This window comes from Nocardia sp. CC213A (assembly GCF_030766805.1).
GTDB lineage: Bacteria > Actinomycetota > Actinomycetes > Mycobacteriales > Mycobacteriaceae > Nocardia > Nocardia otitidiscaviarum.
This window is the reverse complement of sequence record NZ_JASFXA010000005.1, coordinates 115,260-129,097: the sequence shown is the minus strand read 5'-3', so window position 1 is coordinate 129,097 and position 13,838 is coordinate 115,260. Positions and strand designations below refer to the sequence as shown.

Here is a 13,838-nt window from a genome sequence, read left to right as displayed (position 1 = left end):
GACGTGCCCAGTGCACCCGTGACCTCACCCGATCCGAGCACCCGGCTGGCGGCCGCTGCCCGATGTCGCGATAGCGTGATCGTGTGGTGCGCGGATGGGTGCGGTGTTCGGTAGTGGCCGTGGGGGTTTCGATGTCGGCCGCAGTCCTTGCCTGCTCGACACCGCAGGTACCCGCTGAAGGCTCGGACGCAGCCGACCGGCGGGCGGCCGAGTCGGTGTTGCTGTCCCTGGACGATCTTCCCTGGGGGTTTCGGGTGAGCCGGGAGGTGGAGTCTGGTGAGTCGCGCGCAGGCGACGAGGAACATCCGTGGACTCCGGAGCTTGTGGCGTGTCTGGGTATCGAGCCGACGCGGGTGGGCCGGACCGGGCCGTGGGCGCAGACTCGATTCGCCTCGAAGAACAACAACCCGGAGGTGCTGATCTCGTCGGAGGTCGACGTCATGGCCTCGGCCGAGGAGGCGGCCGCCGACCTCGAGACGCCCCGGCATCCGCGGTTTCGGTCATGTATGAGCGAGGTATCGAGGTCGGGACCTGAAGACCTCGACGGTGATTCGGTCGAGGCGGAGGTCTCGCTACTGGGCTACCGCACGGTAGGAGACGACAGTGTCGCGCTGCGGACGACGAGCACGATCGTGATAGATGGGCGGACGACCGTAGCGGTGGTGGACTCGATCATGGCCCGGATCGGTCGCACGATGGTGACCGTGCAGGTCGGGGCCACCGACGAGCCCGCATCGGGGATCGATGTCGCGCAGCTGGCCGATCGTATGGTGGCACGCGCGAGCGCGCACTGACGGAGCGCGACCGGCGAGCCCGAACGCCTCAGTGGGAGCTGCTGTCGTGCGCGATGTCTCGCGGCACACGGTCGCTGCCGGGGGTGGTGTCGAATTCGGGCAGGTCGAGCCGCAGCACTCGCTGCCGGGCGGTGATGTGGCCGTGGTACTCCAGCTCGCAGGGATCCACCTCGAGGTTCGACAGTGCGTGCACCATCTTCTCGGCAGCGGCGGCGACCTCCGCAGCGCGAAATCTGGCGGTGTAGAAGAACTGGAACCACTGATCACACTGCTGCGTCCACCCGTGGGTGATCCAGTCCGCTCGAGTGCTGGAGACTGTCGCCGGTGCTCCGATCCCGAGAGCGTCGCCTTGGTTGCGAGCGCTCACGCCACGCGCGGGGTCGGTAGCCGATCGCAGGCGCAGCTCGAATTGGCCGGGGAGAGTGGGTATATCGGTACACAGGGCGCACAACACGGCGGTCAGGCGTGTGCGAACCTCGGCCCAGCTGGCACCCGGCACGCGCCGGGCAGGTGTCGGAGAGTCCGCGGGTTCGACGGCGCGCCATACCGGGCTCGGCTCCTGGCGCTCGCTGCTGGTTGTGCCGGTCTTCATCAGCTCCAGCACGACCTGGTCCTCGTCGAGCCCCAGCGCCCAGCTCGTCGCGGGACGGTCCCACAGCATGCGCACACCCGGTCCACTCCGAACCGACGGGCGCACACGGGGTCCCCTCCACACCGGTGGAGCGCCCCCGAGACGGTCGGTGAGCACCGACCACGCCGACTGAATGAACGCGACCTCCGGGTAGCCGGGGCCGTCGCTGTAGTCCTTATCGAAGGCGATGCCGTGTGAAAGGTTCACCGTCAATTTGACCGCCTGGGTCGGATCGGTGCTCGACACCATCACCGTCGCGAACCCGGCACGCGGTCCCGGCCCCAATTCCCAGGCGACGATCTGCTTGCGCCACAGCGCGCGATCGCGTGCCTGAGGCGGGTCCACGGGAATCAGTTTCCATCCCAATGTTGACAGCGCTTCCTCCACCTCGCCGACGGTCCAGCCACCGAGATCCAGCGAGGTGAGCTGATCGATAAGGTGCCCGAATCGCTTGTCCGAGGACCAATACCGGTATTCGTCGCGTAGCACGACGCTCAGCGTAAAGATCACCTCCGACACGCACGGAAAGCCCCGAGAGACAGCCCGAACGCCGCGGCGGGGTGACAAGCGGGGTGCTGGATGTGCGGTGCGGGCGGCGGCGACGGCAGCGCGGGTGATGACGGCGGCCGGGTGGGCGCGGGTGGCGGGCATGAGGGCAGGTGCGCGGCCGTGGCGATGATCCATTCGGCCCGAGGGTCACTGTCGCGGCGCGGACCACAGCACCGAACGCTCGCACCTGCGGTCACGAATCCCGGTGCAGTCCAGTCCGATCCGGCGGACATGTCGGACACCGGTGGGAAATCGGGCGATGGTTGATTGGGATGACGAACTCGACAAACGTGATGCCGCCGCGCGTGACGCGGCGGCAGCCGCCGCCAGCGACCGCCGCCAGCGCGCCAGGCTGATCGCGGAGTTCCTGGCACTGCTCGAGCGACGCGGCTGTACGCCCGAGCCGGTGTGCCGGGTGGTCGGTGCGAAGGCGGTGACGGAGAAGACCGGATTCCTCCGCTCGCGGCAATGGTGTCTGCACGCGGTGGAGATCATCGCGCACGGGTGGTGGCTGCGCCCTCCCGGCAGCAGTTGGGCCACCAAGGCCAACGGGCAGATGCTACTCACCGATGGGCGCTACGCACTGGTGCTGGTGCACGATCTGGACCAGGCGCTGTTCGACGTCGGTATTCGCCAGCACGCCAAGTGGATCGAGGACGAGCCCACCTATCCGCCGTTTCCCCGCCATCAGGTGAAGACGGTCGACGGCGAGGACTTCGACTACCGGCCGGTCCTGACGTTGAGCCCGCCCAGCCCGCCCACACCGTTTCTGGCCCACGCTGATCGGTTCCCGATCACCACCTTGGAAGGGATGCTCCTCCAGGCCGCCCACGCGTACACGCGAGGTGCCCGCACTGCGGAATGAACGTCCCACGCCGACCTCGACACCGGACGGACAAGTGGTCAGCAAACCCCGGAACCGATCTCCTCGCAGCGGCGTTCATCAGTCGGCCGGTCTTCCCCGGACCCGGGTGCGACCGACCCGATACATCGACGACACGAGGGAAGTGGATGATCACCTTTCGCGCGCTGCGGGCGTTGTACTGGCTCTACGAGCATCGAGATGAGTCGGTGGCCGAGCTTCCCGCCGCCGTCGTACCATCCGAGGACGCGCGGACTGTGTTCGATGAGCTGGTCGACCAACGTGCCATCGTGAACAGTCTGAGCCTGGGCGGCAGCTACGACTTCTGCCTGACCTCCACCGGGCGGGTCCTGGCCCGCCACGCCCGCGATACCTACCGCCACGAACTCGCGCTGCGCCGCACCCTCGAATGGTACAGTGCCGCACACGATCTGGACCCGGCGCAATTGGTGCGGAACCGCGCGGCCGACGACTTCAGTGGTCGACTGTCCGACCGCGAGATTCGCGACGCAACCCATCACCTCGTCGCCCTCGGCCTGTGTGAGGGCCGCCCACGCGCGGACGGAGAGTTCTACCACGTGGAGATCACCGCCAGGGGGCGCGCCGCAGCACGTCGGCCGTATCTGATCGACGAGACATCGGCTCCGAGCGCGCCGATCACCACTATCTCGGCCGACAACTACGGGACGGTGAACGGCAACCAGGTCATCGGCGGGCAGGGGCACACCGTGACCGCGAACGTCACCCAAGGAGCGTCCCTCGACGAGGTCCTGGCCGCGCTCGGCCAGCTGCGCAATGCCGTGCAGGACGCTCCCGACATCGCCGGCGCCGACCGCGACGAACTGCTCGAGGAGATCGACAGCCTGACCGGGAAGGCCGCCAAGCACGGGCGCGGGTGGCTGAAGGCGCGCTTGATGGCGTTGAGCGTGTCGGTGTCCGAGATGGCCGATCAGGCGCTCGCGGAACGGGTACAGAGCATCGTCTCGCTCATCACCTAGGCGGCCAGGGACGCGCGCAAGCTGCTATCGGTGGACGGCGGCGCGGCTGAGGACGGCGCGGATCTCGTTGCGGCCACAGCGAAATTGTGCAGGGATTCAAGGGGCAGAGCTCGTGCCCTGATCTTCTCGGGATCCGGTGGGCGATCGTCTACGAGCGGCGGCCCAAGATGTAGTAGTGCGCGACACATTCGTGCAATCGGCCGGACTTTTCGCACGCCGCCAGCCGTTCCCGCAGATCCGCTTCGAATCGCCGCGCTGTATTCGGATGCCGCCGCAGCGCAACCGTCCGCGACGTGGACCACAAGAACCCGAGCAACTCATCCACGGTCCAGGTGTGCGGCGTGGGGAACGCGTACTGGGCGACCCCGACGAAGCCGGCACCGCGCAACACCTCGTCGTGGGTGGCGCGATGCGTCGACGCATCCGATCCGCCCGGCGCAGCGGGCGACTCCGCTCCCACAGCGTTGGCCCAGTGCTCGAGGCAATCGACTACCACTGCCTGCCAGCGTTCGGACCCACTCCGTGGGGTGCTGCTCCCCAGAATCGCGATGAAGCCCCCCGGCTCCAACCATTCCAGAGCACGCGCGGCGACCAGCGGCCGGTCCACCCAGTGGAACGCGTTGCCCAAGCTCACCAACCGAATCGACCCAGCCTCGCTCACCGCGACATCCTCGGCCCGCGTACACGTCCACTCGATATTGCTCGCGCCGACCGCGGCCGCTTTCTCGCGGCCGACCGCGACCATGTCCGGTTCGATATCACTGGCCAGCACCCGTGAGAACCGAGCGTGCAGCGGTATGGCGATCTCACCGGTACCGCATGCGATATCCATCAGAACCCCACCCTGTCCGACGCGGGCTCGCCTCACCAGATCGTCGAAAAGCGACTGCGGGTAGGGCGGCCGAAACCGGGCGTAGAACTGCGCTGCGCCGCGAAACAACTCCTCACGGTCGTCAGGCCAGCACGGCGGCGAACCAGGGATCATCCATCCATCATCGCGGACTGAGTTCGAATGTCCTCTTCTCCGCTGCGACTCGCCGGCCATGCGGATCGACGGCCTCCGTTACACCGACGACGGCCGGGGCTCGTGCCATGGTCGTTCCGCCGCTATCTGAGCGAACTGGCGCGGAAAGCCGAGCGAGACGGCGACCTCGCTGGTGCAGCGATTTGCTGCTCAAGTCGGTGTCGGGAAGTCCGACACCCCGCTCTCACTCGGGGTTCCGGACTGGTAGGGGCGGGGCCAGCGGCGATGGCGTTCGCGACATCCTCTTCTGAGGTCGTCCGCCGAACAGAATGTCGCGAAGCATGGAAAGGGCGTGTGACCAGCCTCTCCGCACCGATAACGATATGAATACGCGACCAGGCTCGTGGTTGTTTCCCGGCGGGTGTGGTCGTGGTGAATCATGCTGCCCTGGAACGGGTTTCATACTGGGTCTCCGTCGAATGTGACCTGTGTCCAGCGATGCGCGCGCCGGTGTCGGCCGTCTCATTTGCCTGGTGTCCGGCATCGCCAGCGTGCCAACCTAACGCCCAGTTTGCTGAAAGTTGTCTGGATGTGGTGGGGATGGCGTGGGAACGACGCGACGAATGGTCACAGCCGGTGCCGGGCTGCTGGCAGCCGTGTTGCTGTCGGGAGTGTGGGTGTCGGGTTCGGCGGGTGCCGATCCGGTGGCCGACAAGTATCGCCAGACCGTCACCGACGACGGCTGGACCCTGGCCGTGACGAAAACCGGTGAGAACCTCGACCGCTGGCCCGCGCTCAGTAGCTCCCCGGTCAGCCGCGAGGGCTTCGTCAGCCTCAAGGCCGTCGCCGAGGTCACCGGCACCGGCGGTGCGCCGATCACGTCCGGCACCGTCACTCTCGGCTACCAGATCGGTTGCGCCGTGGACGTCTCCACCGGCGTGACCCTGGGTTTGGGGTTGTCGATCGGCCCGAACGCCAGCGTGACCATCTCCCAGTTCCCGGGTGTGAACATCGGCGGCCAAGCCGCGGTGACCCCGAACATCTCCACCACCCTCAAGCCCGGCGCGATCGCCACCATCGCCTTCGGATCAAAATCCCTCGCGGGGCCGCGGGCCTCGATCACCGCCGAACAGGTCGAGATCAAAGTCGACGCGTGTGCTGGGCCTGTGACCATCCGGAGTTTCGCGACCGCGGCGATCTCCACCCCGGCCGCGGACAACACCATCTCCGTCTACGGCGACCCCATCTGGCTGTGAGACCCGCAGCATCCCAACGTTTTTGGTGCATCACTGGTGTGCACCGCAAGTCCAGGAAGGCGTACCCACCGATGAACGACACCGACTCCTCTCCTCAGCCTTTGGCGGCTACTCGCGCCGCTACGCCGCCGCAGCCGTTGAACCCGGCCGTGGTCGCGTTCGGTGCGTTGGCACTGGGCTTGCTCTTGCTGATCGTGGCGTTCGTCAACCTGAACCGGATGCCGAGCTGGGCCGACGACCACGGTGCGGTACTGGTGTACCTGGCGTTCTTCCTCTATATGTCGATCGCCGGACGACTCACCTGGTGGGGCATCGATGCTCTGCGTGAACAGTTCGCGAACCGGCGGAGTCGCCGATGAGGACCCGCCGCGCGCACCGCACCGCGCTTCTGCTCGCCGTCTCGGCCACATGCTTGGGCGTTGGCGCGGCAGTTGTGTCCGGCTCTCCGGCGGCAACCGCGCAGGGGTATATCCCGTGCGAGCAGTGGCAGGCCATGCACCCGGGTTGGCCGTGTATCGATACCCCCCAGCCCCCGCCGACCGGGCCGCCGACCGTCTCGACGCCACCGCCCTTGCCGACGCAGACCCCGGGCATACCCAGCCAACCCGGCAATGGCGGCGGAATAGGGGCGGGGGCGCTCACTCCGCCACCCATCGCGCCCGGCAACGGCACACCGATCGTGCCCGTACCCGGAGCCGAACCGCCGGTGCTGCCCGGAAACGAGCGCCCGGCACCGCAGCAGCCGGTTCCGGCCGGCCCCACCGCAGGGCCCACCAATCCCGTCGCGGTCCCGCCGACCGTCGATACCGGTGGTTCACCCGCACCGGAACCGCCACCCTCGCAGGTCACGACACTACCTCCGGCGCCGAGGACCACTGATCGTCCCGCTCCGGTCTCACCGACCCCGCCGGAGGTGCGGGAACCGTCCGGACCGGGCTCGGACCCGCGGATTCCGTTCCTGCTCATCCTGGCAACGGTCGCTTTCGGCGTGGGCGCCTGGTCGGTGAACCGGCAGTCGGGCGGTGTCCTCCGCCCGACTGCCGGCGTCCTCCCTCCGCCACCGGACATCGATGGCCCATCGAAGCCGATGAGTCCGCGCCCCGAACAACCACAACAAACGCCCTCGACACCGCCCCCGGCACAAGATCCTGAACCCGAACTCCGGCCCGTCCAGCCGCCGGCGATCACGGCACCGCCGGGTGGTGGCAGCGGCCCCGGTACCGGCGGCTCCGGCCCGGGCGCGGGCACCGGCGGCGGGGGAGGAAGCGGCGGGGAAGGAGGCGCAGGCACCGGGGGTGGCGACGACGGAGACGGCGACTCCGGTTCGGACACCGAGATGGCCAACGACGGCGATGCCATACCGATCCCGATCATCGGACCGCTGCTCGAGGTCTTCGGTGCGCTGCTGGCACTGATCGCCGCGTTGGTGCTGTTTCTGCTCGGCCTCGTTCAAGCGTTGATCGATCTATTCAAACGTCTCGGCGAATTGCCCGATGACATCCTGGAGAAGCTCGGCCCGTTGATGCAATCACTGCTCGGGGCGCTCGGCGGTCTCCAGGGGAGTCTGGAGGGGCTGCCTGACGAAGCGCAGCAGCGGTTCCTGCAAGGGTTCAGCGACATGTACCTGCGGCTTTCCCCGGGTGATCAGGACAGCCTGCGGGAGCAGTTGCGTCAACAAACCGAGTCCACCGACCCGGCGATCCGTGACTTGGCCAAGAAGCTCGAGGAGATGTTGCCCTCGACGCCGGGCAGGCCCGGTCCCACAGGGCCGAATCCGCAGCGTCCGCCGTGGCCGCCGGTACCGCCGTGGAATCCAGAGAAGCCGGACACACCCGAGATCCCCGGTCGCCCCGAACCGGAGATCCCCTGGACACCCCGTCGCCTGATCCTGTCCCGGGCGATCCGCAACCAGTCGAGCCCGAACCGTTCGAGCCGATTCCGACCGAACCACCATCGACGGAGCCGAGGCCAGTTCAACCCGCGCCGGTGCTACCCGAACCCGCGCCGGGACCTACAGAACCCGAACCGGCCGACCCGACCACGCCCGAGGAGATCCCGTTTCCGTCGCCACCAGAGCCCTGGCAGTATCCCTGGCCGACGCCGGAACCACCGCCGGTAGAAGGTCCCGGCCCGGAAGCACCTCCACTCCCCGGTCCCGCACCCGAGGTTCCCGGACCCGACCAGCCGCCGTGGGGCGTGCCACTGCCGTGGCTGCCGCCCCAAGCCAACATCGAACCCGGCCCCGGCGGCGATCCCGACGATCCGGTCCCGGTACCGGAGGAGGCCCAGGAAGCAGTCGAAGCCGCTGAGGAAATGCTGAACGCCGCCGCGGCGCTGGCCTGGTGGACGATGGCCGACATCTACGGCAGGGTCCCGCCCTGGCTGGCCGGAACCTTCACTCACAGTATTCTGGAAGGACTCGTGAACGGGCCGCTGTCCAGCGGATTCAAGGCACTGTTCCCGAATTTCACACTGTGGGCCGAGCAGTCGTTCGACCTCAAAGGCAACGAAGTCCCGCGTGGCAGCGACGGTTCTATCCGCCCGGATGTCGGTTTGACGATGCTCATCACCGACCTCGACGGCAGCGTCGAAGAGCTCGTAGTCGCCATCTGGGACCTGAAGACGGGCAAGGCCACCATCGCGCTGAATTGGGCTATGAAGGTTGCCAATGCTTTCGGGATTCCACTCGACTGGATCAAGATCCTGCGCCCGTGACGCCACATCGACACCACACCAGTAAGGACCTCGACCGATGAACGAACCAGACACGCCGAACAGCGAACTCATCGCAGGGCTCGCCACCTACCTGACCAAACAGCGGGCCCAAGAACTCATCGCGGCAGAGTCGCACCCGCCCGAAGGCCGTGGCGCGGCATGGGTGGCGGTGCTGCACGAAGCCGCCCGGCTGATGGGTGACGGGTGGACCGTCGTGGGGTCCGGGATGCGCGCGAAGCTGCTGCACACCCCCGTCGCCTGGTGGATCGACGCGATCGGTAACGACGGCAACACCACACCCTGGCTGACTCTGACACACCGTGCGTTGACCACTCCGCTGCACCCGGACCCGTACACCATCCGTCAGGACCGCTTCGCCATCAGGCAAGAAGCCGAATTCCCGCCGATACCGCGTGGCCGCCCCGACATTTTCGACACCACCACATCCGCCGCCATGGTGCGATGGTTCGCCGAGGGTCCCCTGACCGACGATATGACCCGCAACAGCGATCGTGATATCGCCGAGATCGCCGAGCGCTGGTACACCGAGAAGTTCAACGCCCGCCCACGCAAATGGCCGATGCTGGCGGGCTGGCGAGCCATCTTCGGCACCGGGTCCCCGATCCCGGTCATCGACGACATGCTCGGGCTCATCGAGCAGGGCATCTACACCGATGAAAAACCGTTCTGGGAAGCATTTCGAGCGGTCGCCGGACAGGGAGACCGCTCGACGATGCTGGCCTTCCTCGATACCGAGCGCCGTCGCGGGCTACGCGAGCACTACAACCTCGCAGACGACCTGATCGCCGATGTCCTCACCGAGAACTGATTCGCTCACCGAAAGGCTGGAAACCCATGGACTACTGGGTGTATCGATCCCGCCCTGTCGGGCACCGCGACGGTGCCGGCGGGTTCGTCTTCGACCACGAACCCGAGGACGCGCTCATCGGTGCGGAGGGGATGTATCTGGTCAGCGAGGACTTCGCCGAGCAACTCGACGATTTCGGTTACACCACCATCGCGGTCCCGCTGTCGGTCAGCGCACTCTCCGAGATGACCACACCACCACCGTATCGGGCATTAGAGGTTACCGGTCGCACACCCGGCATCGACGATGCCGCCCTCACCGCCAACGGTGAATTGATCGTCTCGGGAGCGTTCCTGGGCTGGGCACTGCCCTACGGACTCGACATCAACGCCGATCTACCCGAATGGAACGGGTGAGTCCACCTGCGCCCGGGCGGCCAGCCCCTCTGCTCACGATTCACAGCGGTAGCACCGCCTGAGTGCCTGTCCGGCATCTGATCGTCTGAGGAACAGACCACGCGGAAGGTTGCCTGAACAGCCCCGATAGAGCGGAACCTCCTGGTAGCACGGGATTACCAGTCACCGTTTGCGCCAAGAGGTTCCGTCATGTCGTTCTACCCCTCCGTAGCTGCTGCTGTCACCGGTATCGCCGAAAACGGGTGTCGTTGTGTCGCCTGCCGATTCGGCCTCGGCACCCGCCATCCGGCGCGCCCGCGCCGCTACACCTGCGACACCACCGACGCCCAATGGGAGATCCTCGCCCCGCTGCTGCCGTGGCCGATCTGGCTCGACGGCGTCGGCGGCCATCCCGAAGAGCATTGCCGCCGCGATATCGTCGACGCGGTCTTCTACCTCGCCGACAACGGCTGCAAGTGGCGCAACCTTCCCGCGGACTTTCCGCCTTGGAAGACGGTGCACGCCGCGTTCACCCGATGGTGGGCCAGCGGCGATGTCACCGCCGTCCACAACGACCTGCGCGATCTGGTCCGCCGCGCCGAAGGCCGCGACGTCGACCCGACCGCTGCGGTGATCGATTCACAATCGGTGCGCGCCGCGGAAACCGTTGGGGCACAGAGCCGCGGCTGGGACGCGGGGAAGAAAGTGGGTGGGCGCAAGCGCCATATCATCGTCGACTGCCTCGGCCTGCTGCTGGTCGTCTACGTGACCGCCGCCAGCGTCCAGGACCGCGACGCCGCCCGCACCGCACTGGGCCGCCTGCGTCAGATCTTCGACACCATCACCCTGGTCTGGGCCGACGGCATCTACACCGGCAAACTCGTCGCCTGGGCCAAAACCGCGCTCGCGCTCACTCTCGAGATCGTCAAACGCAGCGACGACGTCGCCGGTTTCGTCGTACTTCCCCGCCGCTGGGTGGTAGAACGAACATTTTCCTGGATCAGCCGACGTCGCCGCTGCGTTCGTGACTACGAACGCCGCCCCGACCACCACGAAGCCATGGTCACCTGGTCGATGATCATGCTCATGTCCCGACGCCTCGCCCGCCAGCGGAAATGATCAACGGAAAGCGATCAGATGCCGGACAGGCACTCAGCTTGCGCGCCGCGCCACCAACCCCCTCGCGACGCCGGGCCACGCCTGCATCCGCCGCTCGGCGGATGCAGGCGTGGAGCATGTTCAAGGCGCATGGTCTGGAGATGACCGGCGCGGTCGGTGGAGTGCTGGCGAATTCCTGGATATCTGCTTGGTGCGGTAGCGGGTATGTCCTGACATTCTGTGCCGACGACCGTGTTTTGCCATGAGAACGGCGGTGTTCGTTTTAGCCTGTGGTCGGCAGTCCGATCGCGAGATACGCATCCGTGTGACTCCACATACCGAACCGCAACCGGCCGGCAGTCTCGTGCTCGGGGTGTTTCGGGGGTCGTTGCGCCCAATGCGGCCCCTTCGTGCTGTACCCGGCAGTGCCCCGCCGGTGGGTGCTACCCCTATCCGCCCGTCGGCGGGCACAGCCTTCTCCCCTCCCCGCCAGCGCCGCCGCTGGCGGGGAGGGAGAGAGAACCCCTGTCGATGACCTGCGGAGGACGATGACGGCGAGCACCCCGGCCAGCGCCACCCTGCGGCTGCTGGAAGAGATCTTGGCCCGCTACGGCAGTCTCGAGGCGTTCTTGATCCAGCTCTACCGCGAACTCGACGCTCCCACGCAGGAACTCCCCACGGCCGTCGACACCCCCAGCTGGCGCAACCCGCACTGGCCGATCAGCCCCGCCCGTGCCGGTCAGGGCCGCCACGCCCGCCACGAGCGCTGAGTCGGCGTGACCGGTCAACCGACCGTGCCCGCCGACCGGGCCGGAGAGTTCGACAATCGCTCACCGACCCGCTGCCGTAGCTGCCACACTGCTGTGGCTCACCGGTCACCACCCCCGGCGGCAGGCCGCGCCGTCGACGTCTCGGGGAGGTCAGTGGGTATGTCGATGCTGCTGGTGTATCCGGCTCTGGCCGGGCTGGTCGTGGCCGTGGTGGTCGTGGTGAAGTGCGCCATCGCGTACCGGCTTCCACGCGGGGTCAGCGGCGGCGTGTGGGGCGCGCCCTGGCCGGAGGCGTTCTGGGTGCGGCCGTGGGCATGACGGTGGCCGGGTTGTTGTGCATCGTCCCGCGCCGCTCCCGCCGCTGAACGACGGCGACCACACGGGCCGCTGCGGCGACGCTCATCGCCTTGGCTGCGCACCGCCGAACTCGACATCGACTGCGCCACCGCCCGGTGGTCTCTTCGGTTGAGTCTCGAACGGTCGGGTGTGCGAGGCAACGGTTCTGGGCACGGCTGGTGTGGAGGTGGTCCGCGCGTGTCGCTGGGGGTAGTTGTGCGGCTGGTAGCGTCCCGGCGGTGGAAACCGTGGGGGAGTTCGTCGTCGATGTCGATACTGCGGCCGTGCACGTCGTACGCCGCCGATTGATCCGGCTCCGTGCGTTCACCGTGGGGGTCGATCTGGTGTCGGCAGCGCTCATTCTGGTCTGCGCGGTCGCGATGGCGCGCTCCGGTGGCGGACCGTCCGCGTTCCTGCTGTTCTTCGCTGTGTCGGCGTTCGGCTACATCGGTGTGCAGGATTGGCGTCGGTTGTCCCGGCTGCGCGCCGGGTGGAAGGATGCCGGAATCCCGGCAGTGGCGATGCGGTTGTCCGACAGCGGGATTCACATGGCCGTCGATGTGGCACCGGATGCGGTGTTCGTACCGTGGGGTGTGGTGCAGGCGATGCGGCTGATTCGACGGAAGGACGGGCGTACATCGCTGGCGGTGGAACTGACGCCGGGTGTCCACGCGGCTACCGCCGGTGTCGTGGGATTCGACCAGCACGAGATCCGCCGACTGCTACGCAATCGGGTCTACCGGAGGACCGGTCTACGGCTGGGAACGTGGGTCGCCGAACGGCCGTTGGACGACATCGATCGGGCCGTCGACCGATTCAGCGCTGGGCGCGTCCCGCTGTTGAGTTGAAGGCCGACATCGACACGCGAACTCAGCGTGGAGGTCGCTGGTATTCGCGTCCGTCTCGGTGCTCGAACACGTGCTTCATCGCGATGCGGGCCGCGGACCTCCGATTCGGCCCGCGTGTGGATGACGAAGGGAAACTGAGCTCGGCGACGCGGTGTGCTGGAATGTACGCAGCACCGCGTTGTCGCGGGAGTTGGAGCCACCAGCACTAGATCCGGGCCCAGCGACGACGGCGCGGTACGGCCTGCGATCGGGGTGAATGCTCATACCTCGCCCTGCCGCGGCGTCGCGGCATCAGGGTGTGTGGAGGTCACCGGGCGTATGCGTCGAGTTCGGCGAACGCGGCCACGTCTTCGGCGGTGGGCTCGGTCATGATGCCGTTGTACCCGATTCCGGCTGGCTAGGGCCGCGAACGCGGCTCTTGGCCCAGCGCCGGGCCGAGGTGCGGCGCGGCAGATCGTGCACCTTCACCATGCCCGTGCTGGCCAGGTCCAGATCGGTGCGGGGATCGTCGCGGTGGGGCAGATGGTAGGAGGCGAAGGTGTACCAGAACGCGATGTCCAGGCCCTCGGCGTCGAAGATGTCGAACATTCGAGTAGGTGCGCGGCCTGACCGCTCATCGCGCGCGTGTCGCCGTCGAGTCGCAGGGGATGAGCGGTCCCGGAATCCCATACCACGATGTCGCCGCCGCGCGACCGGCATCGGGCGCGCCACGGTAAGTGGCACAACCGAATTCGGTGATCGCCAGCGGTGTGGGCCCGGGGCCGCGGCCCGGATGCGGTCGCGGTAGCCGTCGGCGAGTTCGGCGGAACCGTAC

16 protein-coding genes are annotated in these 13,838 nt (G+C 67.4%); 13 read left to right on the top strand and 3 right to left on the bottom strand.

The genetic code is table 11. The annotated features are described in order from the left end of the window. The first annotated feature begins 131 nt into the window (after positions 1 to 131). Positions 132 to 794, top strand: coding sequence for a hypothetical protein (locus tag QJS31_RS11380; protein WP_306356641.1), 663 nt, complete (start codon positions 132 to 134; stop codon positions 792 to 794). A 28-nt stretch (positions 795 to 822) separates the two neighbouring features. Here the strand turns inward: QJS31_RS11380 and QJS31_RS11375 are convergent, their stop codons facing one another. After that, entirely contained in the window at positions 823 to 1,914 is a 1,092-nt protein-coding gene (locus QJS31_RS11375; protein WP_306356640.1) for a hypothetical protein, read from the bottom strand. A gap of 319 nt (positions 1,915 to 2,233) precedes the next feature. Here QJS31_RS11375 and QJS31_RS11370 point away from each other — a divergent pair, with 319 nt between their 5' ends. Both QJS31_RS11370 and QJS31_RS11365 read left to right on the top strand, forming a co-directional pair. Then, entirely contained in the window at positions 2,234 to 2,839 is a 606-nt protein-coding gene (locus QJS31_RS11370) for a hypothetical protein (RefSeq protein WP_306356639.1), read from the top strand. Between the two features lie 146 nt (positions 2,840 to 2,985). Beyond that, positions 2,986 to 3,834: a hypothetical protein gene (locus tag QJS31_RS11365; RefSeq protein ID WP_306356638.1), complete on the top strand. Its 849-nt coding sequence runs from the start codon at positions 2,986 to 2,988 to the stop codon at positions 3,832 to 3,834. A 148-nt stretch (positions 3,835 to 3,982) separates the two neighbouring features. Here the strand turns inward: QJS31_RS11365 and QJS31_RS11360 are convergent, their stop codons facing one another. Then, on the bottom strand, positions 3,983 to 4,819 hold the full coding sequence (locus QJS31_RS11360; RefSeq protein WP_306356637.1) for a class I SAM-dependent methyltransferase: 837 nt from the start codon (positions 4,817 to 4,819) through the stop codon (positions 3,983 to 3,985). 602 nt (positions 4,820 to 5,421) lie between these two features. Here QJS31_RS11360 and QJS31_RS11355 point away from each other — a divergent pair. The 10 genes from QJS31_RS11355 to QJS31_RS11310 all read left to right on the top strand — a co-directional run bounded on the left by QJS31_RS11355 (position 5,422) and on the right by QJS31_RS11310 (position 13,024). Further along, the gene (locus QJS31_RS11355) at positions 5,422 to 6,054 is read left to right on the top strand and encodes an MspA family porin (RefSeq protein ID WP_306356636.1); all 633 of its coding nucleotides are present in this window, start codon (positions 5,422 to 5,424) and stop codon (positions 6,052 to 6,054) included. A 71-nt stretch (positions 6,055 to 6,125) separates the two neighbouring features. After that, positions 6,126 to 6,413 (top strand): hypothetical protein, encoded by a 288-nt coding sequence (locus tag QJS31_RS11350; protein ID WP_306356635.1) that lies wholly within the window; start codon positions 6,126 to 6,128, stop codon positions 6,411 to 6,413. A gap of 977 nt (positions 6,414 to 7,390) precedes the next feature. Further along, positions 7,391 to 8,173: a hypothetical protein gene (locus QJS31_RS11345; RefSeq protein ID WP_306356634.1), complete on the top strand. Its 783-nt coding sequence runs from the start codon at positions 7,391 to 7,393 to the stop codon at positions 8,171 to 8,173. A gap of 77 nt (positions 8,174 to 8,250) precedes the next feature. Then, positions 8,251 to 8,769: a hypothetical protein gene (locus QJS31_RS11340; protein ID WP_306356633.1), complete on the top strand. Its 519-nt coding sequence runs from the start codon at positions 8,251 to 8,253 to the stop codon at positions 8,767 to 8,769. Between the two features lie 37 nt (positions 8,770 to 8,806). Beyond that, positions 8,807 to 9,598: a hypothetical protein gene (locus tag QJS31_RS11335; RefSeq protein WP_306356632.1), complete on the top strand. Its 792-nt coding sequence runs from the start codon at positions 8,807 to 8,809 to the stop codon at positions 9,596 to 9,598. A gap of 26 nt (positions 9,599 to 9,624) precedes the next feature. Next, positions 9,625 to 9,993: a hypothetical protein gene (locus QJS31_RS11330; protein WP_306356631.1), complete on the top strand. Its 369-nt coding sequence runs from the start codon at positions 9,625 to 9,627 to the stop codon at positions 9,991 to 9,993. Between the two features lie 189 nt (positions 9,994 to 10,182). Further along, entirely contained in the window at positions 10,183 to 11,091 is a 909-nt protein-coding gene (locus QJS31_RS11325; protein ID WP_306356630.1) for an IS5 family transposase, read from the top strand. A gap of 527 nt (positions 11,092 to 11,618) precedes the next feature. Further along, positions 11,619 to 11,840 (top strand): hypothetical protein, encoded by a 222-nt coding sequence (locus QJS31_RS11320; RefSeq protein WP_306356629.1) that lies wholly within the window; start codon positions 11,619 to 11,621, stop codon positions 11,838 to 11,840. Between the two features lie 159 nt (positions 11,841 to 11,999). Beyond that, complete coding sequence (locus QJS31_RS11315) at positions 12,000 to 12,158, top strand: hypothetical protein (protein WP_306356628.1); 159 nt, start codon at positions 12,000 to 12,002, stop codon at positions 12,156 to 12,158. A gap of 257 nt (positions 12,159 to 12,415) precedes the next feature. Then, positions 12,416 to 13,024 carry a hypothetical protein gene (locus QJS31_RS11310; protein WP_306356627.1) on the top strand — a complete coding sequence of 203 codons (609 nt, stop codon included), beginning with the start codon at positions 12,416 to 12,418 and terminating at the stop codon, positions 13,022 to 13,024. A 366-nt stretch (positions 13,025 to 13,390) separates the two neighbouring features. Here the strand turns inward: QJS31_RS11310 and QJS31_RS11305 are convergent, their stop codons facing one another. Then, a complete protein-coding gene (locus QJS31_RS11305; protein WP_306356626.1) occupies positions 13,391 to 13,612 on the bottom strand; it encodes a hypothetical protein in 222 nt (73 codons plus the stop codon). Positions 13,613 to 13,838: the final 226 nt, after the last annotated feature.